General features: G+C 69.9%; 15 protein-coding genes, 1 tRNA gene and 1 pseudogene. 4 read left to right on the plus strand and 13 right to left on the minus strand.

The features are described from left to right. Positions 1 to 46: 46 nt before the first annotated feature. The gene (locus SPR02S_RS27005; RefSeq protein ID WP_019060136.1) at positions 47 to 1,081 is read right to left on the minus strand and encodes a glycoside hydrolase family 6 protein; all 1,035 of its coding nucleotides are present in this window, start codon (positions 1,079 to 1,081) and stop codon (positions 47 to 49) included. A 114-nt stretch (positions 1,082 to 1,195) separates the two neighbouring features. Beyond that, entirely contained in the window at positions 1,196 to 3,457 is a 2,262-nt protein-coding gene (locus SPR02S_RS27010; RefSeq protein WP_019060137.1) for a glycoside hydrolase family 9 protein, read from the minus strand. Between the two features lie 369 nt (positions 3,458 to 3,826). Here SPR02S_RS27010 and SPR02S_RS27015 point away from each other — a divergent pair, with 369 nt between their 5' ends. The 3 genes from SPR02S_RS27015 to SPR02S_RS27025 all read left to right on the plus strand — a co-directional run bounded on the left by SPR02S_RS27015 (position 3,827) and on the right by SPR02S_RS27025 (position 8,049). Further along, entirely contained in the window at positions 3,827 to 5,173 is a 1,347-nt protein-coding gene (locus SPR02S_RS27015; RefSeq protein ID WP_019060138.1) for a GH1 family beta-glucosidase, read from the plus strand. A 78-nt stretch (positions 5,174 to 5,251) separates the two neighbouring features. After that, on the plus strand, positions 5,252 to 6,253 hold the full coding sequence (locus tag SPR02S_RS27020) for a LacI family DNA-binding transcriptional regulator (protein ID WP_019060139.1): 1,002 nt from the start codon (positions 5,252 to 5,254) through the stop codon (positions 6,251 to 6,253). 143 nt (positions 6,254 to 6,396) lie between these two features. Next, positions 6,397 to 8,049: a glycosyltransferase family A protein gene (locus SPR02S_RS27025; RefSeq protein WP_019060140.1), complete on the plus strand. Its 1,653-nt coding sequence runs from the start codon at positions 6,397 to 6,399 to the stop codon at positions 8,047 to 8,049. A 39-nt stretch (positions 8,050 to 8,088) separates the two neighbouring features. Here SPR02S_RS27025 and SPR02S_RS27030 read toward each other — a convergent pair whose 3' ends face one another. The 8 genes from SPR02S_RS27030 to SPR02S_RS64990 all read right to left on the minus strand — a co-directional run bounded on the left by SPR02S_RS27030 (position 8,089) and on the right by SPR02S_RS64990 (position 23,939). After that, complete coding sequence (locus SPR02S_RS27030) at positions 8,089 to 10,062, minus strand: galactose-binding domain-containing protein (protein ID WP_019060141.1); 1,974 nt, start codon at positions 10,060 to 10,062, stop codon at positions 8,089 to 8,091. A 113-nt stretch (positions 10,063 to 10,175) separates the two neighbouring features. Next, on the minus strand, positions 10,176 to 13,736 hold the full coding sequence (locus SPR02S_RS27035; RefSeq protein ID WP_019060142.1) for a choice-of-anchor D domain-containing protein: 3,561 nt from the start codon (positions 13,734 to 13,736) through the stop codon (positions 10,176 to 10,178). A 252-nt stretch (positions 13,737 to 13,988) separates the two neighbouring features. Continuing rightward, entirely contained in the window at positions 13,989 to 16,826 is a 2,838-nt protein-coding gene (locus tag SPR02S_RS27040; RefSeq protein ID WP_026150898.1) for a carbohydrate-binding protein, read from the minus strand. Between the two features lie 228 nt (positions 16,827 to 17,054). Then, positions 17,055 to 17,450, minus strand: a complete 396-nt coding sequence (locus SPR02S_RS27045) for an Imm7 family immunity protein (RefSeq protein WP_019060145.1) — start codon at positions 17,448 to 17,450, stop codon at positions 17,055 to 17,057. Positions 17,451 to 17,499: 49 nt separating this feature from the next. Beyond that, on the minus strand, positions 17,500 to 22,215 hold the full coding sequence (locus SPR02S_RS27050; RefSeq protein ID WP_019060146.1) for a putative T7SS-secreted protein: 4,716 nt from the start codon (positions 22,213 to 22,215) through the stop codon (positions 17,500 to 17,502). Positions 22,216 to 22,257: 42 nt separating this feature from the next. Further along, the gene (locus SPR02S_RS27055; protein WP_019060147.1) at positions 22,258 to 22,914 is read right to left on the minus strand and encodes a hypothetical protein; all 657 of its coding nucleotides are present in this window, start codon (positions 22,912 to 22,914) and stop codon (positions 22,258 to 22,260) included. After that, complete coding sequence (locus SPR02S_RS27060) at positions 22,914 to 23,336, minus strand: hypothetical protein (protein ID WP_020684217.1); 423 nt, start codon at positions 23,334 to 23,336, stop codon at positions 22,914 to 22,916. Before SPR02S_RS27060 ends, SPR02S_RS27055 begins: the two co-directional genes overlap by 1 nt. 339 nt (positions 23,337 to 23,675) lie before the next feature. After that, positions 23,676 to 23,939 (minus strand): helix-turn-helix domain-containing protein, encoded by a 264-nt coding sequence (locus SPR02S_RS64990; protein ID WP_245607624.1) that lies wholly within the window; start codon positions 23,937 to 23,939, stop codon positions 23,676 to 23,678. 481 nt (positions 23,940 to 24,420) lie between these two features. Between SPR02S_RS64990 and SPR02S_RS64995 the strand changes: the two are divergent. Continuing rightward, positions 24,421 to 24,909, plus strand: a pseudogene (locus SPR02S_RS64995) (carbohydrate binding domain-containing protein); the annotation flags it as partial. A 101-nt stretch (positions 24,910 to 25,010) separates the two neighbouring features. Here the strand turns inward: SPR02S_RS64995 and SPR02S_RS27080 are convergent. The 3 genes from SPR02S_RS27080 to SPR02S_RS27090 all read right to left on the minus strand — a co-directional run bounded on the left by SPR02S_RS27080 (position 25,011) and on the right by SPR02S_RS27090 (position 26,899). After that, positions 25,011 to 25,084, minus strand: a tRNA-Pro gene (locus SPR02S_RS27080). A 60-nt stretch (positions 25,085 to 25,144) separates the two neighbouring features. Further along, complete coding sequence (locus tag SPR02S_RS27085; protein WP_019060152.1) at positions 25,145 to 26,059, minus strand: YceI family protein; 915 nt, start codon at positions 26,057 to 26,059, stop codon at positions 25,145 to 25,147. A 69-nt stretch (positions 26,060 to 26,128) separates the two neighbouring features. Continuing rightward, positions 26,129 to 26,899: an NUDIX domain-containing protein gene (locus tag SPR02S_RS27090; RefSeq protein WP_019060153.1), complete on the minus strand. Its 771-nt coding sequence runs from the start codon at positions 26,897 to 26,899 to the stop codon at positions 26,129 to 26,131. Positions 26,900 to 26,907: the final 8 nt, after the last annotated feature.

Raw genomic sequence — 26,907 nt, forward strand, 5'->3', positions numbered from 1 at the left:
ACGGTGTGGGACGCGGGCTGTCAGGGGCCCGCGCCCCACACCGGGATCATGTGCCGTCGATGAGCCGGACGGCGAGATCGGGACTGAACTGTCCGGCGGGCACCGTCGGTGCGATGCCGCACTGCCCGTCGGAGTTGCCCGGTGTCTTGACCCACAGCAGCAGGTCCTCGGCGCCGCCCACGCGCGGGGTGACACCGAGTTTGCGTCCGGCCGGGTTGCACCATTCGCCGTTGGAGCCGTTGCCGTTGCGGCTGGTGTCGACGGCGAAGTGGGAGGTGCCGCCGAGCGCCGAGTTGATCGAGTTGCCGTAGGTCTCCGAGGACGGGGTGGTGTAGAAGTTCGAGACGTTCAGGGAGAAGCCGCGGATGTTGGCCACGCCCGCGGAGTTCAGTCGGCTCGCCATGGTCGCCGGGGCGACCCAGTTGGTGTGGCCCGCGTCCAGGTAGGCCCAGGTGTTGGGTGCCTTCTGCTGGAACATCTGGGTGGCGTAGGAGAGCATCGCGAGGCGGTCGGTGATCTGTGCGCTGGTCAGGCAGCTGAAGTCCGACAGGGCGTCCGGCTCGATGACGACGACGGCGGGGTGGGTGCCGACGGCTGCCGCGAAGGTGGAGATCCAGGTGCGGTAGGCGGCCACGCTGCCCGCGCCGCCGGACGACTCGCCGCCGCACGCGTCCCGGCCCGGGATGTTGTACGCGACCAGGACCGGCAGCTTGTCGTGGCTGTCGGCCGCGCCGACGTAACCGGACACGGCCGGTCCGATCCCCGCGCTCTCGTTGGCGAACCAACGGGCGATCGGCTGGGAGGAGATGGCCGACTGGATGCGTGCGGCACGGGAGTCGGAGGGGTTGTTGCGGACCCAGACGGCCGGGCCGGAGTCGGGGTTCGAGTAGAAGCCGCTCGTCAGGGAGACCGGGCTGGCCGCTGCCGCCGAACCGGTCGCCACGAGCGACAGTGGCGCAACGAGCAGACAGATCAGGGCAGTTCGGAGCAAGACCGTTTTGAGCGAGGTGGTCTTGTGCGGGTCGGTTGTGAGCGAGGCGGTACTCCGGGGGCTGGTTTTGAGCAGGGCTTTCCAACGCATGGTGCGTCCCTATCTCTTGGGTCGGGGCTGCCGTGGGCCCCTCGGCTCGGCTCCCGCCCGCGCTCGTCCAGCGCGGGCGGAGCCACGGCGGTACGTACGGTTCGAACAGCAGGCTCAGCGCGCGGAGTCGGCGGCGAAGGTCGCCACCCAGGCGAGCGCGGAGTTCCAGTTGATGGCGATCTCGTTGGTCGAGTACGAGTAGATGTCGTCGATGTAGCAGGTGGCGGGGGCGCAGCCGACGAGGTTCTGTTGCGCGACCGGGTCCTGGAGGGCGGAGTCGGGGCCGCCGGCGAGTGAACCGGGCGGCGGGCTGGGCAGGTTGGGGTCGATCTGGTGGGCCCAGATGCGGTTGTGCTGGTTGTGGCTGAACTGGGTGCCGTAGCCGGTGACGAAGGACTGGTTCAGGGCGTTGCGGCCGAAGAGGTAGTCCAGGGACTCCAGGACTGCGCTGCGGTAGCTGTCCCGGTGGGTGAGGTCGTAGGCGGTCGCGATGACCATGGCGTTGTTCGCGGTGACGCTGTTGGAGCCCCAGACATAGGCGCCGTCGGTGGGGAGGTTGGGGTTCGGGTAACCCTGCGAGCGTTCATCGCTTACGAAGCTGTCGGCGACGGCGAGGACCCGCTTGCGGGCGGCGGTGACCATGCGGGCGGGGAAGCGGTTCGGCAGCCGGACGACGGTGAGGTCGGCCAGCGCGCCGGTGTCCCGCCAGGAGAACCCGGCCGGGGTGATCTCCGTGTCGATGCGGGACAGGTAGGCGCGGTCGTGGGTGGTGGCGTACAACTCCGTTGCGGCCCAGGAGAATTCGTCGGTCACGTCGGTGTCGGCGTACGCTCCGCCGCCGACGCTGTCGCTGCTCGGGGCGTACACGTCGGGGTGGGCGAGCGCGGCCTTCCAGGCGGTCTCGGCGGCGGTCAGGCAGGTGCGGGCGAAGTCCGCGTCGTAGCGGGCCCAGACTCGGGCGCACTGGGCGCCCGCGGCGGCCAGGTTGAGGGTCGCGGCGGTGGACGGCGCGTGCAGGTAACGGGGTTGGGAGTCCTTGTCGGGCTGGGTGGGCAGGGCGCTCCAGGCCAGGTCGTGCACCTTGTGGTGGACCATGCCGGCCAGCGGTTCGCCCGCCGGGACCTGCATGCTCAGCAGGAACTCCGTCTCCCAGCGGGACTCGTCGAGGACGTCCGGGACGCCGTTGTGGTTCTCCGGGATGCTCAGCAGTCCGTCACGCAGTCCGGCGGTGTCGCCCTCGGCGCGGGAGCGTTCGTAGGAGTCCATCAACTGCCAGGCCGCCAGGGCCCCGTTGACGACGTACTTGCCCTGGTCGCCCGCGTCGTACCAACCACCCTGGACGTCAAGGGAGTAGTCGCAGGTGCCGGGCAGGCAGGGTACGTCGGTGTCGCCCTTGTTGGGGGCCACGCCGATGTGTCCGGCGGGCCGGGCGTAGGCGTCGCCCGCGTACTGCGCCTCGATGGGCGTACCGCTGCGGACGTCGTAGAAGTACCCCAACGCGTCCTTGCGCAGGGAGGTATAGGGGTTCTCCGCGATGGCGAACGGATAGCTGGTCGCGTCGCCGACGACGAGCGTGTATCCCGTACCGGCCTTGCGCACCGAGCTGAAGTCGGCGATGTGCACATGGTCGCCGGAGGCGGCGTCCGTGCCCTGGACGTCGGTGCGGCCCGACTTCACGACCTCACCCGAGTCGTCGAGCAGCCGCCAACGCACGGGCTTCGTCGAGGAGTTGACGATGGACGCCTTCTTCGGGCCGTGCACCGCGTAGCCGTATTGGTTCGTCCGCACCGGGGAGCCGAAGTCCCGTCCGCCGCCCGGGGGTATCGCGCCGCCGGTGAGGGAGACGTCGTCGAGGCAGAGGGTGAACGGCTGGGCGGCGCCGCCCTGTTGGAAGGAGAGCTGGGCGTGCAGGTTGGCGGTGGTCGAGGTACCGGTGAACTGGAAGGTCTTCGGCGTGGTGGTGAGGGCGGCGGTCTTGTTGAAGGTCGTCGTGACCGGGGCGGCGGGCACCTGAAGCACCGCGTGGATCGACACGTCCCGGGTGGCGGAGGCGGTGAAGCGCAGGGTGTAGGGCTGACCCGCCTCCAGCGGGATGTCGTTCTGGCCGATCATCGAGTCCCAGACGTTGACGGTCCCGGCGGGGACATCGGCGCACAGGCGGCCCGAGTTGACGGTGGACGGTGTGTTGCCGCTGCTCCACCACGAGGTCTTGCCGTTGTCGAACGTGCCGTTGAGCACCCGTTCGTAGGGCGCGTCGGCGGCCTGCGCGGACGTCACGGGAAGCACGGGGGTCGCGGCCAGGGCGGCGACGGTCAGGGCGGGCGCGAGGAGGACCGCGCCCCATCTGGTCCTGCGGAATCTGGTGCTGCGGAACATACCGGGCCCTCTCGGTGACAGGGTCCCGGCTCGGTGCGGCGTCAGTGCCAGATGGTGGGCGGGGGCGACGAAGCTGTCAAGACTTCACGCACAGGAGTCTCTTCCGCAGCCACTTCCACAGCCACATCCACAGTCTTTCCACGTCCGGACCCTTCACAGACCGAACGTTCCGCTTCTAGTCTGCGACTGTTAGCGCTTCCAGTTTCTTACTGAGGCATCGCACAGGAACCGGCCGGGCTGTGGCGTCAACCCAGTTCCATCCCAGGTCAGCAGCGGCATTCGGATCGAGGACGCGGACACTCCGATTGTCACCGCTCTCGGAATATCCCGTAGACGGAGGTTCAAGTCAGTGAGGTCGAGTCAGTGAGCATGTTCGATCCCGGCTTCCTGTGGGGCGCCGCCACATCGAGCTACCAGATCGAGGGCGCGGTCACGGAGGACGGCCGGGGCCCCTCCATCTGGGACACCTTCGCGACCACTCCGGGCGCGGTCCGGGGCCGTGACACCGGGGCCATCGCGGCCGACCACTACCACCGCTTCCCCGGGGACATCGCGCTGATGGCCCAACTCGGCCTGCGCGCCTACCGGTTCTCCCTCGCCTGGCCCCGGATCCAGCCCACCGGCTCCGGCCCGGCGAACCAGCGCGGCCTCGACTTCTACCGCCGGCTCACGGACACCCTCCTCGACCACGGCATCCAGCCCTGGCCCACCCTCTATCACTGGGACCTGCCCCAGCCGTTGGAGGACGCGGGCGGCTGGCCGGTGCGGGACACGGCCGAGCGGTTCGCCGAGTACGCCGCCCTCGCGCACGAGGCGCTGGGCGACCGCATCGCCCGCTGGACCACCCTCAACGAGCCGTGGTGCTCGGCCTTCCTCGGCTACGGCACGGGCCGGCACGCCCCCGGCCGCCGCGAACCCGCCGCCGCCGTACGGGCCGCACACCATCTGCTGCTCGGCCACGGCCTGGCCTCGGAGGCGATACGGGACTCCGCACGCGTCGGCATCACGCTCAACCTCACCCATGTCACCCCGCTCAGCGCCGAGCCCGCCGACCTGGACGCGGCCCGCCGTATCGACGGGATGCAGAACCGCCTCTTCCTCGACCCGCTGCTGCGCGGCGCGTATCCCGAGGACGTGCTCGACGACCTCGGCGAGGTGACCGGCACGGGCCATGTCCGCGACGGCGACCTGAAGCGGATCGGGGCTCCGCTGGACTACCTGGGCGTCAACTACTACGCGCCGATGCTGGTCGCGGGCAGCCCGACACCGACCCAATCCGCCTACGTGGGCTCGCCGTTGACCCGGGTCGCCGACGGCGGCCGGCCGAAGACGGCGATGGGCTGGGAGATCGACGAGCGGGGACTCCTGGACCTTCTCCTGCGACTGAAGGCCGACTATCCGGCCGTACCCCTGTACATCACGGAGAACGGAGCCGCCTTCGACGACGTGGTCGAGCAGGACGGGGAGCACGAGGTGGTGCACGACGCGGACCGGATCGCCTACCTGGACGGCCATCTCCGTGCCTGCGCGGAGGCGATCGGCCACGGTGTGCCGCTCAAGGGCTACTTCGTCTGGTCGCTGCTCGACAACTTCGAGTGGTCCTTCGGCTACGGGCCCCGCTTCGGCATCGTGCACGTCGACTACGCGACCCAGCGCCGTACGCCGAAGGACAGCGCCCGCTGGTACGCGGAGGTCATCCGGCGCGGCGGCCTGTGACGCCGTCAGCGCTTACAGTGCTGCTACCGCCCGCCCCCGCCACCGCCCGCCCCTCCGTACGAACTGGAGTCGCCCCCCATGACCTCACGGCCGCCGACGCTCGACGAGGTGGCGCTGCGCGCCGGGGTGTCCGTCGGAACCGTCTCGCGGGTGATCAACAACCGCCGGCATGTCAGCCAGAAGGCGCGGCAGGCGGTGGAGAGTGCCGTGGCGGAGCTGGGTTATGTGCCCAATGTGGCGGCCCGTTCGCTCGCCTCGCAGCGGCGCGGCGCGGTGGTGCTGGCGATCTCCAGCGACGATCCGGCGCTGTTCGCCAACCTCTTCTTCGCCGAGGTCATCACCGGGGTGAACGCGGTGATGGAGGAGACCGACCTCGAACTGCTGCTGATCCTGGCCGCGAGCGAGCGGGGCCGGGACCGGCTCACCCGCATCCTTCAGTCCCGCGGTGCGGACGGCGTCATGCTGCTGGCCCTGCGCGAGAACGACCCGCTGGCGAAGGTCGTCGAGGCGGGGAACGTCCCCGTCGTGCACGGGGGCCGCTCCCTCGAACGGCCCCCGCGCTGGTACGTCGACGCCGACAACCGGGGTGGCGCCCGGGAGGCCGTGGAGTATCTGATCGCGATGGGCCGTCGTGCCATCGGCACCGTCACCGGTCCGCTCGACATGCACGCGGGTGTCTCCCGCTACCTGGGCTTCCGCGAGGCGGTCGCCCTGGCCGGCCTGGCGGACCATCGCGTGGCGCACGGCGACTTCAGCGAGTTGAGCGGGGCCACGGCGACCGCCCGTCTCCTCGACGAACACCCGGATCTGGACGCGATGTTCGTCGCCTCGGACGCCATGGCGGCGGGCGCTCTGCACGTCCTGCGCGAGCGCGGCCGGTCCGTGCCCGGGGACGTCGCGGTCGTCGGGTTCAACGACATCCTCACCGCCCGGCACACCCAGCCCGCCCTGACGACGATCCGCCAGCCCATCGTGGCCCTCGGCAGCGAGATGACCCGGATGCTGGTGCGCGTGCTGGCGGGCGAGGAGCCGACGCCGCTCATCCTGCCGACGGAACTGGTGATCAGGGAATCCGCGTAGCGCGGCGGTCCCGGTCGTCCGGGCGTTCGCACATTCCGTAAGGCGCACCCCAAGGGCCGTACAACTAATCCCCAACAACAAGTGTCTCGTAGGGCAACAACACTTGTCCCGGGGGGGATATTTTGATCAAGGTAAGCGTTGTCGTGCCTGTCTACAACGCCGGTTCCTACATTGACCGTTGTGCGCCGTCGCTGGTCAACCAGAGCCTGGGGGCCGACGCGTACGAGGTCGTGTACGTCGACGACGGGTCGACGGACGACTCCGCCGAACGACTCGAACGGCTGGCCGAGGCGCATGAGCACGTCCGGGTGTACCGGCAGGAGAACTCCGGCTGGCCGGGCAAGCCGCGGAATGTGGGGGTCGACCGGGCCAAGGGGAAGTACGTCCAATTCGTCGATCAGGACGACGAGTTGTCGTACGAGGCGCTGGAGCGGCTGTACGCCCTGGCGGAGCGCAACGGGTCGGACATCGTGCTGGGCAAGGTGCACGGGACGATGCAGGGGCCCAGCAATGTGTTCAAGCGGACGGTCGAGCGGTGCACGGCCGCCGACGCGCCGCTCTTCGAGAGCCTGACGCCGCACAAGATGTTCCGCCGGGAGTTCCTTCGGGAGCACGGGATCCGCTTCCCGGAGGGGCGGGTCAGGCTGGAGGACCAGTTGTTCATGGCGCGCACCTATGTGCGGGCCAAGACGGTGTCGATACTCGGCAACTACCCCTGCTACCAATGGAATCGGCGGGAGGACGGCGGCAACAACAGCGGCCGCCGGATCACCGCCGACGACTACTACGGCCACTTGGACAAGGTCGTGGAGGCGATCAAGGAGGGCACACCGCCGGGCGACCTCCAGGACCGGCTGCTGCGCCGCTCGTACCGCGTGGAGTTGCTACGGCCGGTCAGCGAGCCGCGCGTACTGCGGCGCACCGGCAAGGACTTGGAGGAGTACTTCACCACCGTCCGCCGGATGGCGATGACGAGCTATCCGCCGGGGGTGAGCGAAGGGCTCCCGGCGATCAGCCGGCTGCGGGCGGAGCTGCTCGTGCGGGACCGGCTGGACTCCCTGGTCGAACTCGCCCGCCGTACCGAGCAGATCAAGGCGCACGTCGAGGTGGACGACATGCGCTGGCGCAACGACAAGCTGGTGCTGCGGACCCGGATCGGCATGGTCCGGGGCGACGGCGAGCCGCTGACCGTCGTGGAGCGCGGCGGCCGGATGCTGCTCGACCCCGAACTCCTGGACGGTATAAGGGGAGCGGAGGACTGGGAGGTTCCCGACCCCTTCTCGTACGCGTACGGGGAACTCATCGTGCACGACACCGCCGACAACCACTGGTGGTACCCGGACGGGGAGTTGACACCGACGCTGGAACCGCTCGGCGGCGGCCGTCACCGGGTCGTGGTCGCCGGTGAGTCGGTCATCGACCCGCTGACTCTGAGCGGTGACGCGCCCATGAGCACCGGCGCCTATCAAGTCTGGGGCAGCGCCCAGCTGTTGGGTGTCGGGCGGCGTCCTCGGCTGGCCCCCGCGCCGGGCAGTACCCGTATCGCCCTCGGCACCGTCGCGGTCGGCACGCCCCCACGCTTGGTCTCCCCCACTTGGGCCGGCCCGGGCGGACAGCTCCGGCTCACCGTCGGCGACCCCGGCCGGATCGGCACCACCCGCCGCGTCCTGCTCCGGACCACCGCCGACCACCGCCTCCGCCACGGCGTCCGCGAGGTACTGCGGCGTCTGCCACCGGGCGCACGCAAGAACATTCGCGCCACCGCGCGGCGGGCGGAGGGCTGGATGCTCGGGTAGCGGGGGCACGGGGGTCGTAGGGGCGAGACCCGGTGTCCGTCAGGCGCCGAAGACCTGGAACTCCGAGACCTGCCCGGCCGGCCAACCGGTGTTGGCGGTGAAGGTGAGCCGTAGGTAGCGGGTGGTGACGGTGGACGGGAGCGTGAGGGTCGCCGCGTTGCCGGTCGCCGGGTCGAAGGTGTAACCCGCCGGGGCGAGGAGCTGGGTGGTGGTGCCGGCGTCCGTGCCGCCCTGCACGGTGATCGTCTGGGTGCGGGTGGCCCAGGCGGTCGCCGGCGGAAGGCGGAGGACGATCCGCTTGACGCCGGTCGCTGCGCCCAGATCGACTTGGACCCACTGGGGGAACGCGTTGTTGGCGGACTCCCAGTAGGTGTTCGTGTCGCCGTCGGTCGCATTGCCGGAGCCGTAGATCTGGGTGTGGCTGCTCTCCGAAGTGGGTTGGTGGAGGGCCAGGTTGGTGGTGCCGGACGGGGGGTCGGTGGTGACGGTGGCCTGGTTGGAGGGCTGCGAGACGTTGCCCGCCGCGTCGTGGGCGACGACGTCGAAGGTGTAAGCGGTGGACGCGCCAAGTCCCGTGACGGTGAAGGAGGTTGAGCCGGTCGTGCCCACCTGGGTGCTGGTGGAGCCGGACACCTGGAGGATCCGGTAGCCGGTGACACCGACGTTGTCGGTCGCCGTGTTCCAGCTCAGCGAGACGGAGTTGCTGGTGTGCCCGGTGACGGTCAGGCCGCCCGGCGCGGCGGGCGGTGTGGTGTCGCCGCCGGTCGGAACCACCGGCTGGGTGGGGCGAGTTGGGGTCAGCGCGAGCTGGCCCTTGAGCATGCGCCCGCCGTCGCCGGTCAGGCGCAGGTAGTAGTCGGAGGAGCAGGCGGTGCCGTCCTCGTCGAGGGCGAGGAAACCGGAGTTCGTGGGCACCCAGGCCTGGGTCTCGGCGGTCTTGGCGATCTGGTTGCCCTCGTTGTACTCGTCGAACATGGAGATGTAGATGCCCTGCACCCCGGCCCGCACCATGTTGTAGAACTGCCGCCACATGAAGTCGCCGTGCGCGCGCTGCCGCCCGGAGACGTCGCCGGGCAGGACGCAGGGCTGGAAGTCGATGCCGTTGGCGTTGCAGTCGGCCTGGTCGGGGACGGTGTAGGTGGTGTAGGCGTTGTCGGCCTCGGTGATGTTGCCGATGGCGCCGACCATCCACGGCGAGATCATGTTGAAGGCGTGATAGACGCCCAGGAAGCCGGACTTCGAGCCCCCGGTGCCCGTCCGCCATTCGCGCGGGACGCCGCCGATGACGTAACAGCCCTGATTCTTGAACCAGTTGACGACGTCGAGGCAGGCGTCGGCGGTGAAGGGGTGGTTGGGGTCGTCGAAGCCGAAGCCCCAGATGCAGACGACCGGCTTGCCGTTCTGCTTCCCGTAGGCCGAACTCGCGGTGTGCGCGGACATCTTGTTCGTCCAGTCCGTCTTGATCTCGGACTGCATGTTCGTCCAGTTGGAGACGTCGTACATGATGTAGAACTTCCGCCCGTACGACTCGGCGGCGCTGCGCACCTTGGTCGCCATGGCGTCGCGGGTGGGGCCCTCGCCGCCGGTGGGGTTGAAGCGCTGGAGAGCGGCGGTGTCGATGTTGTTCTGCTGCATCCACAGGAAGTGGGTGTTCACCGTCTGCTGGTCGTAGGAGGAGAACAGCTTGGCGGGCTGGCCGTTGCCGAGGGCGGCGTACGACGTCTGGTAGGTGCTGCTGTACTCGCGTACGTCGGGCCAGCATTTGATGTTGGTGTTGGTCGGGGACGGAGGCTGGCCCCAGTCCTGGCTCCAGTGCCACCAGCCGTTGATGGGCGCGCCGTCGCCGCCGCAGGCGAACCAGCCCTGGTAGCCGACGGTGATCTTGCCGACGACATCGCCCGGCGCGCCGGCCGCCGACGCGGTCGGGGCGAGTGCGGTCTCGGTCGCTCCCGCGGCTCCCACCGCGGTGGCCGCGATCGCGGCTCTCAGGAAGACTCTGCGTGTGACACCCATATCTGGACTCCTCCGCACTCCTGTTGACGCCTGTTGACGGTTGTTGACTCCGCCTGGTGGGCGGTGCCGCCGAGCGCGCTCACGCTCGCGCTCGGCGGCACCATCGGGTCGGATCAGCTGTTCCAGACCTGGAACTCCGAGATCTGACCCGCCGGCCAGCCGTTGTTCGCCGTGATGTTGACCCGCAGGTATCGCTGGGTGGTCGCGGTGAACGTGAGGGTGACCGTGTTGTTGGTGGTGGGGTCGAAGGTGTACGTCGCCGACGACTTGAGGGTGCTGAAGGTGGCGCCGTCGGTGCTGCCGGACAGGGTCAGCGTCTGGTTGCGGGCGCCCCAGGTCGCGGGGAGCTGGAGGACGACCCGGCCGGCGCTCTGCGCTGAGCCGAGGTCCACCTGGACCCACTGCGGGAAGGCGTTGTTGGCGCTCTCCCAGTAGGTGCCCTGGTTGCCGTCCGTCACGTTCGACGACGCGTACACGTCGGTGTGGCTGGACTCGGTGGTGGCCGCGCCGGCCGCCAGATTCCGGCTTACGGTTCCCGCGCCAACTCCGGTCAGCGCGACCGTGGTTGTGCCGTTCGACGCGTTGCTGGCGATGCTGAGATCACCGGCGCGGGTGCCGGACGCGGTGGGCGTGAACGTGACGCTCACCGTGCAGGAGGCGCCCGCCGCGATCGACGAACCGCAGGTGTTGGTCTGCGCGAAGTCGCCCGTGACGGTGATACCCGAGACGGTCGCCGCCGCCGTACCGGAGTTGGTCACCGTGACCGTCTTCGCGCTGCTGGCGGTGTTGAGCGCCTGAGTGGCGTACGACAACGACGTCGGGTCGGCCGACAGGGTCGCCGGTGAGGAGCCGCCGCCGCTGGGGAACACCTCGAAGTCCGACAACTGGGCAGCGTTCCAGCCCGAGTTGGCGGTGATGTTGACCCGTACATAGCGCGCCGTGGCCGAACTGAACGTGATGGTCACGGTGTTGGCGTTGGCGCTCGGGTCGAAGGTGTACCCGGCCGAGGCCTTGAGCGTGGAGAAGCTGGAGCCGTCCGTGGAGCCCTGCACCGACAGGGTCTGGGTGCGGGCCGACCACGCCGTCGCCGGCGGTAGCTTGAGCACGACCTTGCCGACGCCGTAGTTCTGGCCGAGGTCGACCTGGGCCCACTGCGGGAACGAACCGAGCGTGCCCTCCCAGTACGTGGACGCGTCCGTATCGGTGAGGTTCGAGGCGACGTACGGACTGCTGCTCGAACTCGCCGAAGCCGGCCGCCCGGCGGCGATGTTCGTGGTGCTGTCGATGCCGGTGCCGGTCAGGGAGACCGTGGTCGGGCTGTTGTTGGCGTTGCTGGTGACGGTCAGGGTGCCCGCGCGCGCTCCGCCCGTGGTGGGCTTGAAGCCGACGTTCACCGTGCAGGAGGCGCCGACCGCGAGGGTGGAGCAGTTGTTGGTCTGGCTGAAGTCTCCGGTCGCCGTGACGGCGGAGATGCTCGCCGACGCCGTACCCGAGTTGGTCACGGTCACCGTCTGCGCGGTGGCCGAGGAGCCGACCACCGTTCCGGCGAAGGACAGGCTCGCCGGGTCGGTGTTCAGCACCGGGCCGGGCGCGGTGCCGGTACCGGAGAGGCTGACCGTGTTGGTGGTCCCGCCCGCGTTGACGGTCAGGGATCCGTTACGGCTGCCCGCCGCCGTCGGCGCGAACTTCACACTGACGGTGCACGAGCCGTTCGCCGCGATCGACGAACCGCAGGTGTTGGTCTGGGAGTAGTCGCCGCTGGTGGCGATCGAGGAGACGGACGCGGCGCTGTTGGTCGGGTTGGAGACCGTCACGGTCTGCGCGGCGCTCGTCGAACCGGTCGCCACGGAACCGAAGTTGAGCGCGCCGGGGGTGGCCGTGACGCCCTCCGACGGGTAGGGCGGGTAGACCGGAGCGGGCCAACCGCCGCAGTACGGCGTGCCGCTGATGCCGGAGTTGCCGCCGCCGTCGGTGACGACGAAGTTGCCGCCCGAGCAGTTGTAGACCGGATTCGAGTAACCGACGCCGGTGGCCGTGACGTTGGTGAACTTGGCGGCGCCGCCGGTCTGTTCCTGGAGGGCGAAGGTTCCGGTGCCGGCGATGGTCACGTTGTTGAGGTTGACGCCGCTGATGGTGCCCTCGACCCACTGGACGGCTTCGTAAGGGCTCTGCTGGATCAGCGCGTTGGTCACGTTGATGGGGCCGGTGATCGCACCCTGGCTGCCGTCGAACCACAACGCGCCCACGCCGAACTGCCAGTTGGGGTCGAGGCTGCCGGCCCTCACCATGGTGTTGTCGGAGATCGTGGTGGTACCGACCGGCGTCGAGGTGAAGCGCTGTCCGACGTGGATGCCGCCGCCCTGGGCGATGCCGGTGTCGACCACACGGTTGCCGCTGACGGTGTTGTCGTGGCCGCCGTAGATCGCGATGGCGTTGGCGAGGATCTGTAGCGACACGGTGTTGTTGGAGATCGTGTCGTTGGCGTCGGCGCCGAGGGCGGAGTCGGCCCAGGTGGCGATGCCGTCGTCGCCGGTGTTGCGGATCTCGCTGTTGGTCACCTTCGAATTGGTGACGCCACCATGGAAGTTGATGCCGTCGGCGGTGGTGTCACGGATGCGCATGCCGGTGAACGTCAGCCCGTCCATCGGCCCGTCCATCCAGGCGCCGACCTTCATGTGGTCGATCCACAGGTTGGAGACGGTCGAGTCGCTCATCGCGCCGCCGATGCCGTTGACCTGGGCGCTGTCGTCGCGTTCCTGCACATTGCCGAAGATCGCGAAGTTCTGGAGGCGTACGTCGGTGCTCGCGTTGGGCGCGGAGTTGCCGTAGAAGCCGGGGGCCGTGCCGATGACGGTCGAGTACCACATGCCGGCGCCGGCGATCGTGACGTTGTTGACGCTGATGTGGCCGGGGATGTTGAAGGTGCCCGGCGGGATCCACACGGTGCCGCCGGGGCCCGCCGAGCTGATCGCGGCGTTGAAGGCGCTGGTCGCGTCGGCCACACCGGTCGCGTCGGCGCCCTTGCTGGTCACCGACACCGCGCCCGAGGGGGCGGCCAGGGCGGCGCCGACCTGCTCGAAGTCGGCGAAGTCGATCGTGTACGAGGAGGCGGTGTCACCCGCGTCGACCTGGAACTTGAAGGTCGTTCCGGCCGGATACGTGGTGGAGAACAGGCGGTGGGCCTCGTCGTAGAAGTGGTGCGGGTTGCTGCCCGGCGTGTTGGTGAAGGGGTAGCTGCCGTAGTACCAGCTGTAGGCGTTGGTCAACGTGAAGTCGGGCTGCTTGACCCCGTTGACGTACAGCGACAGCGCGGCGGTGTAGACCGAGCCGCCCGAGGTGTCGGGGATGCTGTAGCGGAAGTTGATCGAGTTGGTCGCCACCGGCGTGGTGAACGTGACGTACTGGCCGGTGCCCTGAAGCGTCGTCGCCTTGCGGTACGACGCCTCGTCGGCGAGTTGGCCCGCGGTGTAACTCGGGCCGATGTTCGTGCCGTTGGTCGCGGAGTTCTCCGCCTGCACCTCGACGTACGGGAGGCTCGCGCCGCTGCCGCCGGTGGCGGTGGACGCCGCCGCGGCGGGTGGGACGGCGAGAGCGAAGACGCCTACGGCGGTCAGCATCGCGGTGCTGACCGACCAGACGAGGGCTCGTCTCAGATCTCGGATGGAATGGAACACGTGCCACTCCTTACGTAATGAAATGCCGGAACTGTCGCGCTGGCGCCGCCAGAGAGGGAGGGGAGACGGGGGGCTGGTGACGATGCATGGAGGACCGTAATGACGTTGACATGATCACGCAATAACTAGACAGAACTCTGCAACAAACAAATTTCCAGCCCGCAAGATCTCATGTGCCCCGTGCACATGATGGTGCCGCCGGACGGAATGTCCGGCGGCACGGTGCGGAAGGGACGGAGAGGGCAGAGGGAGTCAGGCGGTCCAGACCTGGAATTCGGAGACCTGGCCCGCGGGCCAGCCGGTGTTGGCGGCGATGGTGACGCGGTAGTAGCGCCGGAGCGCGGCCGGGAAGGTGAGCGTGACGGTGTTCTTGGTGCCCGGGTCGAAGGCCTGGGCGGCCGAGGACTTCAGAGTGGTGAAGGTGGCGCCGTCGGTGCTGCCCGACAGGGACAGCGTCTGGCTGCGGGCGCCCCAGGTGACGGGTAGTTGCAGGACCGCGCGGGCGGCGCTCCGGGCCGAGCCGAGATCGACCTGGACCCACTGCGGGAACGCGTTGTTGGCGCTCTCCCAGTAGGAACCCTGGTTGCCGTCCGTCACGTTCGACGACGCGTAGACGTCGGTGTGGCTGGACTCGGTGGTGGGCCTGCCCGCGGCGAGGTTGGTCGCGGGGGTGTCGGAACTCGCGGTGAAGCCAAGGGAGTTGATGTTCCAGCCGCCGCTGTCCTGATTGAGGGTCAGGATCTGCCGGCCGGCGGGCAGGGTCACCTGGGCGGTCGCCGTGCCCCAGGTCTGCCAGTCGCCGGTGGCGGGCAGGTCGACGGCGCCGGTGAGGTTCGTGCCGGAGGCGTCCGACAGGTGCAGCGCACCGGGCACCGCGGATGGTGCCGCGATGCGCAGGTCGAGGGTGTAGGTGCCGGCCGCGGCGACGTCGACCGTGTAGCGGAACCACTGTCCTGCACCGGTCCAACCCAGGTTGTAACCGCCGCCGGTGTCCGAGGTGTTGTCGAGGTCGACGCCGTCGGCGCGGTAGGAGTTGGCGTTGCCGTTGACGGAGGTGACGTTGTACCCGACCCCTTGCCCACCGGTGTCGTAGTTCTCCGCTTGGACCGTTCCAGGCACGGCTGCCGGGGTGCCGCCGAAGGGTCCCTCGGGAGCGGGCGGCGGCCAGTGGTTGTCACTCAACGTGGCGGTGAAACCGGTGGAGTTGTTGACGAAGGCCGAGGTGCCGGCGCCAAGTCCCGTGACGGTGTTGCCGGTTAGCGTCGCGGAGCCGGTGGGCGCGGGGTAGAACGGCGGCGAGATCGCGATGCCGTTGCGGCCGGGGGCGTTGACGGTGTTGTCCTGGAGCAGGGTGTTGGTCGAGGTGGAGAAGGCGATGCCGTCGTAGAGGGAGTCGGTGACGGTGTTGCCGGTCACCGTGACCTTGTCGACGGTCCCGGTGTTCTGTCCGTCGCCGCCGTTGCCGATGTGCAGTGCGGGCTGGCCCTGGCTGTAGGCGTTGCCGCCGGAGCGGACCACGGTGTTGCCGGTCACGGTCGCGGACAGCAGATCGCTGCCGTTGACCCCGAAGCGCCCGGCGCCCAGGCCGATGTAGCGGGCGGTGTCGCTGATGTAGTTGTTCCTGACCTGGTGGCCGCTGCCGCCGTAGATCCCGATGCCCTTGCCGCCCCAGGGTGCGATCGAGGTGTTGTTGCTGACGGTGACATCGGTCATCGGGTTGTAGTGGGTCTGGGAACCGTCGCTGTTGGGGTTGTACGCCACCGAGTTGATGGCGATCGCGTCGTCCCCGGTCCCGCGCACGAAGTTGTTCGTGACCGTCAGATTGTTCCCGGTGTCCGCGTTCAGCGACACGTTGTTGACGTTGATCCCGTCCGCCCAGATCGACGTCAGCCTGCTGTTCTTGACCGTCCCGCCGGTGCCGGAGGCCCAGAAGCCCGACATGGTGTGCTGGGTCCAGATGCCGTCGGCCGACCAGTCGGTGCCGGTGGTGTCCATCGCGCCGCCGTCCCCGCCGATGGTGCTCCGGCTGACGGCGTTGGCGTCGATGTGGAAGTCACGCACCGTGCACGAAGTCAGGTCGAACAGGGCTGCCAGCGGGGTGGAGTTGGGGACGGGTACGTCACGGTAGACCGTGCTGTACCAGAGGCCCGCGCCCGCGATGGTGATGCCCTGTGCGTCCAGTCCCGCCGTGCCCTTCACATAGAAGGTGCCCTGCGGGATCCAAAGGGTCTTTCCCTGTTGCTCGGCCTGGTCGATGCAGTTCTGGATGGCGGCCCGGCTGTCCACCGACTGGCTGTCGGCCGCGCCGTTGGTCGGGGTGTTCTCCGCCACCGCGCCGCAGCTCGTGATCGAGATCGAGTCCGCGGGCTGGGTCCGCGGGGCGGGCGGGTTCTCGACGTCGACGGAGTCCACGTCGTAGAAGGAGGCGCTGTTGTCGGAGTCCTTGCGGAGCGAGAACGTGGCGCCCGCCGGGATCGGGGATCCGGTGACGAAGGTGTGCGACTCGTCCCAGAAGACCCTCGGGTCACCGTCGGCCGGGTTCTGGTCGTCGCTCGTGTTGTAGTTGCCGTTGCCCTCGTACACCCAGCTCTGCTTCGAGTTGAGGTTCAGCGCCTGCCGGAACACCCCGTCGACGTACAGGTCCAGCGTCCCGGTGATGCCGCCGCCGGACGCCGAATCCGGGATGCTCGCGCGGACGTTGAGGAAGGAGATCGGCTGCCCGGTGGTGTTGGTCCACTGCACGGACTGGCCCGTGCCGTCCAGGTGGACGTAGGAGTGGCCCGATGCCTCCAGGGCGGCGCTCGAGTACTGCGTCGTCGGCGCCGAGGTCAACGCCCGAACGGCCGCGCCGCCGCCGGGAGTTCCTCCCTCGGCTTCATAGACGGAGAACGGCGTGGTCGCACCCAGCGCCGCACTCGCCGCGCTCGCCGCACTCGCCGCAGCCACCGCCGTACTCGCCGCGCTCGCCGCCGTCGTGGCCGGCGGCGCCTGCTGTGGGGTGGCGGCGGCCGGTAAAACGGACACGCACAGCGCGCCGACCGCGGCGACGGCGGCCGCCGCCAGTCGCCTGGGTCTGGGGATCGTCAGCATCTGATGCTCCTTCACGGGGTGGGGGGAACCGGCGCCCCGACCGTACAGAGGCCCCATCCAGCCCGCTAGATTCCGACGAAGTAAAGAATTAATTGCGCAAGCCACTGCAAGTTCCTTGCTCAGATCCGCAAATCACCGATGGCAGCACAGATCGCAGGCACGCTGAAGGGGCGGTCCCGGATTTCTCCGGGACCGCCCCTTCAGCTGCGGCTCTCGGCGCTCGCCCGGTCAGTCCTCGATGAGGGGCCGTACCGGTGACAGGAAGGGATCGAGGCGTACGGTCACCTCGCCACGTGCCAGCACCCGCACCCTGAAGGCGCCCGGCCCCGGCGGTGACGAAAGGTCGTCCGAGCGCTCGTACAGGAGACCCCACGCGCCGGGGAAGCGCCCCGCGATGAAGGCGATCAGGGCGTCGAGCTCGTCGGCCTCGTCGCGCCGCCGGTTGACCAGCCCGTCGGCGCGTACGAACCACTCGCCGTTGTGGGCGCGCAGTACCGCCTCGCCCGTCGACCAGTCGAGGGCCTCGACGCGTTCGCGCAGCTCGGCGATGCCCTGGTCCAGGGTGCCGGTGTCGGCCTCCTCCGTCGACTCCGCGATACCGAACCAGCCGTGGAACTCGTACATGGTCCTCTTTCGGTGCGTCTTTCGGTCTGTCGGTGCGTCTGTCGGTGCGTCACAGAGGGCTGATGTCGATGACGGGTTCGATCCCGTATCGCCTGCCGTAGTCCTTGAGCTTGTTGATGACCTCGGGGGTCGGCTCGCCCTCGAAGTGGAAGTAGGGGGTGCGGCCGGATTCTATCGATCGCTCGAAGGTCGCCTTGGCCTGGTTGCGGAAGGCGCTGCCCATCTGCATGCCCTCGGGCTTCGTCTGGGCCACGTAGTCGTCGCTGATCGCGTCGAACTCGCGGCCCGACGGATCGTTCTCGAACTTCAGCCGGGACTCGCCGCCCAGCTTCTCGGCGAGCTTGTCGGCGGCCGGGTCCGGCTTGTTGACCTTCTGGAGTTCGCCGAGACCGCCGTTGTTCTCGTACGGGGCGAGGCCGAGCGGATCGCTGGTCGTGCACGGGTTGTGCACATAGCCGGCCGGGTCGGGCGCCGGGGCGAGACCCAGCGGGTCCGGAGTGGTGTACCGGGCGGTCAGCGGGTCGTAGTAGCGGTGGTGGTTGTAGTGCAGGCCGCTCTCCGGGTCGAAGTACTGGCCGGGGAACCGCAGTGGTGTGTACGCGTCGGCGTCCGCGTTCCACGCCGTGACGCCCCACAGCGTGGCGCGTGACTGCCAGGCGATCCGGCCCTGTTCGTCGACGAGTTCGGTCGGGGTGCCGATGAGGTCGGTGGTGATGGCGAAGAACCGGGCGTCGATCTCGACCTGGGTGGCCTCGTCGGTCAGCCGCTCGGTCTGCGCGATCGGGGTGAGGCCGTCGTAGTCCCAGGTGAGCGTGGTGCGATGCGGCAGTTGGCCGTTCGGTGCGGTGCTCTGCTCGGCGAGGACCGGGCCGTCCCACACGAACTCGGTGCGCTCCACGACGCTTTCGCCGTCGGGGCCGAGCCGCTCCTTGGCGACGCGACGGCCGAGCGGGTCATAGTGGTACCGCCACAGCGTGCCGTCGGGCGTGCGCACTTGTTGGAGGCGGTCCTCGGCGTCGTAGGCGTACGTCCAGGTGTCGGGCTTGCGCGAGAGGCGCTTTCGGGTACGGCGGACCAGGCGGCCGGCGTCGTCGTAGGCGTAGCTGTTGGCGCCCGCCGTCATGACCCGGGTGCCCTGGTAGTCGCGGGCGCCCGCGGCATCCGCTCCCGGGTGCCGTTCGGGCCAGCCCGCGTCGGCCGTCGCACTGCCCGCGCCCTGGTAGGCGTACGTCTCCTGCCAGTGCTCGGCGGTGACGCCGGTGATGCGTCCCGCGTCGTCGAGGGTGTAGCGGCGCGGGCCGCGCAGGCTGTCCTCCTCGGCCGCCAGCTGCCCGTCGGGCGTGTAGGCGTAGCCGCGGCGGTGCACGGCGCGGCCCGCGTGCGCGAGGTCCCGCCCGGTGATCCGGCCCGCCGCGTCCCGCTCTGTCGTCAGCGTGAGCGCCTCGCCGAAACTCCGGGTCAGTTCGTCGCCGGCCGGGTCGTAGGTGAAGGCGACCTCGCGTCCCGCGACGCCGAGCCGCTCGGTGCGCCCCGCTCCGTCGTGGTCGTACGTCGTCGTCCGCCCGCTCGGCGTCATCCGGCGGGTCCGGCGGCCCGCCGCGTCGTAGGTGAAGGCGAGCGCGCGGCCGTCCGTCAGCTCCGTCTTGACCCGGCCGCAGCGGTCGTACTGGTAGGTGAGTGCTCCGCCGGGCGCCGCCGCGTGCGCGAGGCGTCCTGCCTGGTCGTACTCGTAGGTGGTGACCGCGCCCGCCGCGTCCTTGCGCACGACGCGGCCCATCGTGTCGCGGGTGTAGCGGACGGTCTCGCCGAGTGGGGTGTGCCGGGCGGCGACGCGGCCGAGCGGGTCGTTGTCGTAGCGGGTGGTGCGGCCGTCGAAGTCGGTCTCGCCGACCAGGCGTCCGGCCGGGTCGTAGGTGTAACTCCAGTGCAGTCCTTGCGGGTTGGCCACCTCGACGAGCCGCAGTTCGGTGTCGTGGACGAATGTGTGGCGCGTGCCGTCCGGGTCGGTGCGGGCCGCGATCAGGTCGAAGTGGGTGTACGCGAAGCGGGTGGTGCGGCCTGCCGGGTCGGTGTGCGTCAGGCAGTTGCCCTCGCCGTCGTACGTCCATGACTCGGTGCCGCCGTCGGGGCCGGTGCGGCTCGCCAGGCGTCCCTCGGGGGTCCAGGCGAATGTCGTCAAGTCGCCGCGTGGGCCTGTGAGTTCGACGATCCGGCCGAAGGTGTCGCGGCGCCGCCGGCTCACGCCGCCCGCCGGGTCGACGCGTTCGACGAGCAGTCCCGCCGGGTCGTGGCGCAGCCGGGTCACCGCGCCCAGCGGATCGGTGACCGACGTCTGATGGCCGTGCTCGTCGTGCGTGTAGCGCGTCGTGCGGCCCGCCGGATCGGTGACGCTGTGGCGCAGCCCGCGCTCGTCGAACTCCTGCCGCCAGCGTGCGCCGCCGGGCAGCGTCAGTTCGACGAGCTGCCCCTGTTCGTCGTAGGCGGCGCGCTGCACGCTGCCGTCGGGCCGGGTGACCGAGACGAGCCGGTCCGCGCCGTCGTACGCGAAATGGGTCTGTCCGCCCAGCGCGTCGGTGCGGGAGAGCAGCCGGTTGCGGCGGTCGCGGGTGGTGCGCACGGTGGCGCCGGTGGGGTCCTGCTCGGCGACGACCTGGAGGCGCTCGTTGACCAGGTAGCGCCAGGTGTGGCCGAGGGAGTCGGTGACGGTCGTGGTGGTCAGGCCGGTGGCGGGGTCCGGGTCCGAGTAGTGGAAGTCGGAGTACAGATGGCCCTCGACGCCTGTCTGGGTGACACAGCGGTCCCGCTCGTCGTAGCCGAACGTGAAGCGGGAGCCGTTGGTGTCGGTCCAGGAGGTGACGCGCCCCTCGTCGTCGTACGTGAACCCGGTGGTGTGCCCCGCCGAGTCGGTGAGGGACGTGAGGTGACCGTCGGTGTAGCCGTAGCGGACGAGCGGCCCGGGTCCCGCGCCGGCCAGGGTCAACGCGGTGATCCGACCGTCGTGGACCGTGAACTCCAGTCGCCGGCCGCCGTGTTGGACCAGTGCGAGGGGCGCCCCGTCGGCGTCGTACTCGGCGGTGACGGTACGCCCGGCGCGGTCGCTGACGGACGCGAGCAGGGCGGTGCCGTCGCCGCCGGGCTCGGCGCCTTCGGGGGCGTGGAAGGTGTACGTCAGACCGGATGCGGGGTCGGCGAGGGTGTAGCTGCCGTCCGGGTGGCGTTCGAGGGGACGGCTGGGCCCGGCCTCGGGCAGTACCGGAGTGCCCGGCGCGGGATGCGGATAGGGCAGCAGCAGGTTGTCCTCGCCGTGCAGGACGACGCCGATCGCGTCGACTTCGAGTCGCTGGTCGATCGTCGAGGACCAGGTGGGCCCGAACCAGCGGCCCGCCCGGTAGGAGGACTCGTAGTCGCGCCGCAGGACCAGGGGCAGCGAGCCGGGCAGGTCCACGTCCACCTGTGGCAGGAACATCCGCCCGGTGGCGAAGTCGACCGGCTCGCGCCCGGAGCACTTGCAGTTCGGCGGCCGGGCCGGGTCGCGCATGTCGTCGGCGCGCCGTCCCGCCCCTTCCGCGTCGTCGGCCAGGCCCTCCGCGCGCCGGGCCGCGTTCGCCGCGTCGGCCGCTTCCTCGGCGAGCCGCGCGCCCTTCACCCCGGCGCCCGCTCCGCCGGTGGCGGCGGCCAGCACGACGTCGGGAACCAGCGTGCCCAGCCCTTCGGCCGGGTCCTTCATGAAGTCGGTGACCATCTGCTTGCCCGCGCCCCAGGGGTCGTTGGCGACGGTGACGAGCCCGGCCACGGTGCTGTCGAGGTTGGTCAGGTACTCGGCGGGGTGCGTGATGTTGTACGGATCGGTCGGGTTGAGCCCGCGCGCGAAGTTGACGAGACCCGCGGTGCCCTTGAGGATGCCCGCGCCGAAGTGGGTCTTCATCAGCTCGTACTCGTCGAGCCCGTCCTGGGCCTGCTCGGCGTAGGAGGGTTTGGCCGGGGCGGCGTCGCGGGCGTGGGTGACGGCGCCGCGCGCGGTCTCGGCCGCGGCGTTGCGCTGTCTGCGCGCCTCGGCCAGGATGTCCTGCGCCTCCTGCATCGACTGCTTGCCGGGATCGGTGAACTCCCCCGGCTTGGGCGGCAGTTGGGACGGGTCACGCTGGTCGGCGGGCTTGGCGTTGTACTGGTCGACGGCCTTGTTGTAGCTGTCGACCTTGCTCTTGTGCGCGTCGGCGGCCTTCTCGGACGCCTCCGTCCCGGTCTTCCACTTGTCGATCGCGGTCTGCGCCTGGTCCTGCGCCCAGGTGACCGTGCCGGCGAACGCGTCCAGGGCCTTCGCCGCTTCCTCGAAGGCGTCGGCGCCCTTGTACCACCTGGGCGGTTCGATCTTCACGGTCGCGCGGAAGGCGTCCGCCGCCTGCCCCTTGAGGGTGTCGGAGTCGAGCCCTTCCAGTCCGAGGCCCACGTTGTCGAACGCCCGCTGGAAATCGCGCAGATGCGCCGCCGTGGACCGCAGCTTGCCGGGACTGCCGTAGATCAGCTTGGTCTTGTCCTCGGTCTGTCCGAGGTCCATCTCGTCGACTTCCGCGCCCATCCGGTTGGCCACCGAGCGGGACTTCTCGCGCACCCAGTCGGCACCCGACTCCCAGCCGACGTCGTCGAGCCGGTCCGCCGTCCAGTTGCCGACGTCCTCGACGCGGTTACCGGCCCACTCGACACCGTCCTCGACCGCGTCCTCCACCGAGTCGGGCGTGAGGTCCTTGATGAAGTCGCCGATGCCCACAGCCAGTTGCCCCCGTCATCGCTCAATTGCCCGCGTCATCGCTTAGTTGCCCCCGTCGGCACTGCCCTGCTGCGCCTGCTGCGCCCGCTCCTCGGGCGAGGGTCCGAAGGTGTCGTCCACCGCCTGGTCGAACTGCTGCTGGTCGACGCCGAGCACGTCGTTGAGCAGGTCGGACTGCATTCCGCCCCTGCCCTCGGTCAGCAGCGAACGGCCGGTGTCCTTCCACGTCTGCGCCGCCTCGTCGCCGGCCTGCTCGAAGGACTTGGCGCTGTAGTCGGGGTCGAGCCAGTCGGGCTTGGCCACATCTCCCCAGCTCTGCTTGCCGATCTCGTCCTCGGAGGCGTACGGGTTGCCGCCCGCGATCGCGTTCAGGCCGTACTTGAGCGAGGTCTCGACGTACCGGTCCTCCTCCCAGACCAGGCCCGCCGCGAGGCCGAGTTTCGCGGCGATCGCGTTGGCGTCCTGGACCAGGGCGCGCACGCCCCACTCCCAGCGCTCGCAGTAGTCCTCGAAGTCGACGGACAGACCGTGGTGGCCGGCCTCCATGCCCGTCATGGCCAACTGCGAGAACCCCTTGCCGAGCACGGAACCGGTGGCGTCACCCACCTCGCCCAGTTCCCCGATCGCCTCGTTCAGACCTGTGGTGATGCGCCGGACACTGTCCGGATCGATGTGCAGATCCGCCGCCTCGCCGCCCATCAGCCCACCTCCCCTGGAGCGTCGGGATCCCGGTCCACCGCGGCCGCCTCCGGCACGATCCCGAGCACCGGAGGAAAGAGCATGGCCCCGTCCCCGTCGGCCACGTCGACGGCGATCCCGGCGGGCTCCCCCATGCCGGGCACGACCTCGTCGAGCAGCCGGGCCCCGAGCAACTCGGCGTATTCCCAAGCCTGTTGACTGTTCCCACGACTGCGCGCGAACCGGGCGAGAGACGCCTCACCGGTGAACGCGAAGATCCACCGTACCCCGCCCAGGTGACCCGTCCACATCCCGCCGCCGTCGAGCGGCACCAACAGCGCCGCCCGCCGCAACTCCCCGACCATCGCCCGGGGATCCCCCACCCCGCCTCTGTACCTGGCGATGCGCTCCGCAAGCGTCGCCCCCGCACCGTCACCCACCACGACCTCCCCCGCGCCCGCTCGACAACACGACACCCTCCAGCACCGTAGGCGAACACGCCGTGCCGGCACAGCCGGTTGCGTGCGGTACGGCCTTCGGCGCATCTCCCCCGCATTTCGGACGCATCTCCCCCGCACCCGATCCTGAGTGGTTGTTCAGCCGTGCAACGACCGGTAGGCCGCGACCGCTCCGGGGTGCAGGGGGATGCCGCCCGTGCCGATCAGGCTGCGGACATCCAGGAACTGGGCGCCCACGGCGTGGTCGGGGACGAGTGCGGTGGCGGGTCGGACCAGTACGCGGCCCGCGGAAGGCGGTGGCCGAGGTGCCGACCGCGTGCCGTGTCAGGTGCTTCGGTCGCCCTGTCGCCGGGGCGACTGCCCGTACGTGCCGCGGTGGGCGCGGCGGAAGTGGCGGGGATCGACGAACTGCCGGCGTGCCGCGACGTCGGCGACGGTGAACGGGCCGCAGGGAAGGCCGAGTTCGCGGCGGGCGCCTTCGAGGCGACGGCGGCGCACATACGCCATGACGGTCTCGCCGTCGGCGAAGGCACGATGAAGGGTGCGCACGGAGACGTTCAGCGCCCGGGCGATGGTGGCCGGGGTCAAGGCCGGCAGCCGGGTCCGGTGCAGGTGGACGGAGGCGGCACCGGCTGAACCTCCGGAGCGAGCGCCGCGTATCAATTCCGCAGGGACAGTTCGGGTTTCTGCCACGGGACGGAAGGAGAGCGCCGTGCCCACACCGCCCGCGTCCGACGCATCGGACGACCGCACCGCGCTGGAGCCCATCCGCGTGCTGCGCCCGCGCAACACCGACGCGCTGGCCCAGCTGCTCGACGAGATACGCCAGGACAAGAACTACCGCGCCCACGCGGCCGTGACCGTCCCCGTCCCACCCCCTCCGACCGACGCCGAGACAGCGGAACTCCCGCCCGTCCCCGGCGACAGGACGGAGAAACTCCCCGCATCCGACGGCAACGCCCGTCCGCCGCGCCCCGTGGACCGCCCGCGGCTACGGCCCGGACAGCGCCGCGCGGCCCTGGTGATCGCGGTCGCCGCGGCGGCCGTCGCCGGCTTCGGCTGCTCCCTCCTGATCCCCAGCCCCACCGGGGCCACCCCCGCCGCCCCGTCGGCGAGCTCGTCGGCCGCCCCATCGTCGGCGGCCCCGTCGTCGGCCGCCCCGAGCGCGGTCGTGGCGGCCGACCAACTGACCAACCCCGGCTTCGAGTCGGGCAGCATCTCCCCGTGGAGCTGCGCCGGCAACCCGGGCTCCATCGTCACCTCCCCCGTCCACTCGGGCTCCAAAGCCCTCCAGGGGGCGGTGAGTTCGAGCGACACCGCGCAGTGCGACCAGACCGTCGCGGTACACCCGAACACCACTTACTCACTCAGCGGCTGGGTCCGCGGCTCCTACGTCTACCTGGGCGTGAACGACTCCACCTCCACCTGGGCCACTTCCCCCGCTGCCTACACCCGGCTGACCGTCTCCTTCACCACAGGCCCGACCCAGACCAAGGCGACCGTCTACGTGCACGGCTGGTACGCACAGGGCAGGTACTACGCCGACGACATCGCCCTCAAGTGATCCCGCACGTTGAACCACGGACGGCCAAGACGCCGAAGGGGCGGTCCCGGATCTCTCCGGGACCGCCCCTTCAACTCATCTACGACTCTCTCGAGTCGGGACGACAGGATTTGAACCTGCGACCCCTTGACCCCCAGTCAAGTGCGCTACCAAGCTGCGCCACGTCCCGCTCGCGCCGCACCCGACAGTTCGGGTGAACGCGCAGGTAAACCCTACCGCATGCGCAGGGTCACTTCGGCGGCGTCGGGGTGTCGTGGGTGCGGTACATCGCCTGGATGTCCAACTCCAGCTGGACGGTGGGGCCCACGACGGCGATGCCCCGGGCCAGCATGCTGCGCCAGTTCAGGGTGTAGTCCTCGCGGTGCAGTTCGGCCGTGGCGAGGGCGGCGCAGCGGAGTTCCTCGGCGTAGCCGCCGTTGACCGTGCCCAGGTAGGTGGTGTCGAGGTTCACCGAGCGGCTCACGCCGTGCATCGTGAGCGAACCCTGCAACGTCCACTTGCTGCCGCCCCGGTAGGCGAACCGGGTGCTGGCGAAGTCGATGTACGGGTAGCGCTCCACGTCGAGGAAGTCACCGGAGCGCAGGTGGTTGTCCCGCGTGGTGTTGCCCGTGGTGATGCTGGACGCGTCGATACGGACGTGGACCCGGGAGTCGGTCATCTCCTGGGCGATCTGGATACCGCCCTGGAACCGCTCGAACCGGCCGTGCACATGCGCCATGCCGACATGCTTGGCGATGAAGCGGATCGCGGTGTGCGGCGGGTCGAAGAGCCAGGTGCCGGGCGGCGGGAGTTCCTGGGCGCGGCCGGGCTGGAGCCAGATCCGTTCCGTGGGTTCGGCGATTCCGGCGACGATCTCCACCGTCTCCTGGTGCGGCTGAAGTCCCTGGGCCGAGACGAGGAGGCCGTAGCGGCCGGGCGGCAGCGCCGCGAGGAAGAAGCCGTACGGGTCGGTCGTACCGGAGGCGGCGACGCGATGCGAGTCCAGGGCCGTCACCGTCACCTCGGCGGAGGCCATGGGCGAGCCCATCGGGTCGACGATCTCACGGCCGAGGCCGCCCGCGCCGGGCGGGAGGGGGAGCGAGAGGCCCGCCGCCGTGGCGGAGCCGCCTTGGGGCAGCCAGCGCCTGAGCAGTGCGAGGGCCATGGTGATCACCTTTCTTCACAGCAGTCGTACGCTGCCGATCATGAAGGTTTCGGCGCCGCCGCGGGTGTCTCAAATCGAGACACCCGTTCCGCCGCCTGCCAACTTCTCGTAGCGGGTGACGATCGGCTCCAGGTAGTCCGCGTGCGGGCCCACCAGGAGCGGGAGTTGGGCCGTCGAGTGGATCAGGGCGATGTTGTCCAGCTCCGGTTCACGGCCCTGGGCCTTCTCCGCCGCCGCCATGGCCTCGTACCGCTCGCGCAGCCCGGCCTCCGGGAGGGACGGGGCGCGGAACAGGACACCGATGCTGCCGTTCCCGGCGCGGGTGACGTTCCAGAAGGTGAGGTCCTCGGGCGAGGCGTCGATGCCGGTCTCCTCGATCAACTCCCGTGCGGCGTGGCGGCGCAGGGCCCTCATGTCGAGCGGCTCGTCGCCCTCGGGCGGTTCGAGCGAGCCGCCCGGCAACTGCCAACGTCCGGGTGCCGCCGTCGAGTTCGACATACGGCCCACCAACAGGCGCCCGTCGTCGGCCGGTTGGAGGACGGAGACGAAGAACGACGGCAGCCACGAGGTCGAGAACGGGACGCGTCGGAGAGCGAAGTGCCGGTACGTCGTCCTCACCCAGGAGACGGTCAGGTCATCCGGTCCCTCCCGCCGGGTACCCGCGCACACCAGGACCGGCCCGTCGAAGAAACTCGGGTTGACCCGCACCAACCCGTCCCACGCCTCGTTCATCGCCTGCCGCTCCTCGGGCGTGAGCCGAGGAGCGGCGGTCTCGACGAGCCGGAGCCGCTGTACGTCCAGGAGTTCCCCGCCAGAACCCCGTGCGCTCTGTTCGATCATCACCTCAT

The organism is Streptomyces prunicolor NBRC 13075, from assembly GCF_000367365.1.
Taxonomy (GTDB): domain Bacteria; phylum Actinomycetota; class Actinomycetes; order Streptomycetales; family Streptomycetaceae; genus Streptomyces; species Streptomyces prunicolor.

Bases quoted from the DNA above. Each gene is read 5' to 3' on its own strand.
- SPR02S_RS27005 (WP_019060136.1), bottom strand. From the start codon at position 1,081: ATGCGTTGGAAAGCCCTGCTCAAAACCAGCCCCCGGAGTACCGCCTCG.
- SPR02S_RS27010 (WP_019060137.1), bottom strand. From the start codon at position 3,457: ATGTTCCGCAGCACCAGATTCCGCAGGACCAGATGGGGCGCGGTCCTC.
- SPR02S_RS27015 (WP_019060138.1), top strand. From the start codon at position 3,827: ATGTTCGATCCCGGCTTCCTGTGGGGCGCCGCCACATCGAGCTACCAG.
- SPR02S_RS27020 (WP_019060139.1), top strand. From the start codon at position 5,252: ATGACCTCACGGCCGCCGACGCTCGACGAGGTGGCGCTGCGCGCCGGG.
- SPR02S_RS27030 (WP_019060141.1), bottom strand. From the start codon at position 10,062: ATGGGTGTCACACGCAGAGTCTTCCTGAGAGCCGCGATCGCGGCCACC.
- SPR02S_RS27040 (WP_026150898.1), bottom strand. From the start codon at position 16,826: ATGCTGACGATCCCCAGACCCAGGCGACTGGCGGCGGCCGCCGTCGCC.
- SPR02S_RS27045 (WP_019060145.1), bottom strand. From the start codon at position 17,450: ATGTACGAGTTCCACGGCTGGTTCGGTATCGCGGAGTCGACGGAGGAG.
- SPR02S_RS27055 (WP_019060147.1), bottom strand. From the start codon at position 22,914: ATGGGCGGCGAGGCGGCGGATCTGCACATCGATCCGGACAGTGTCCGG.
- SPR02S_RS27085 (WP_019060152.1), bottom strand. From the start codon at position 26,059: ATGGCCCTCGCACTGCTCAGGCGCTGGCTGCCCCAAGGCGGCTCCGCC.
- SPR02S_RS27090 (WP_019060153.1), bottom strand. From the start codon at position 26,899: ATGATCGAACAGAGCGCACGGGGTTCTGGCGGGGAACTCCTGGACGTA.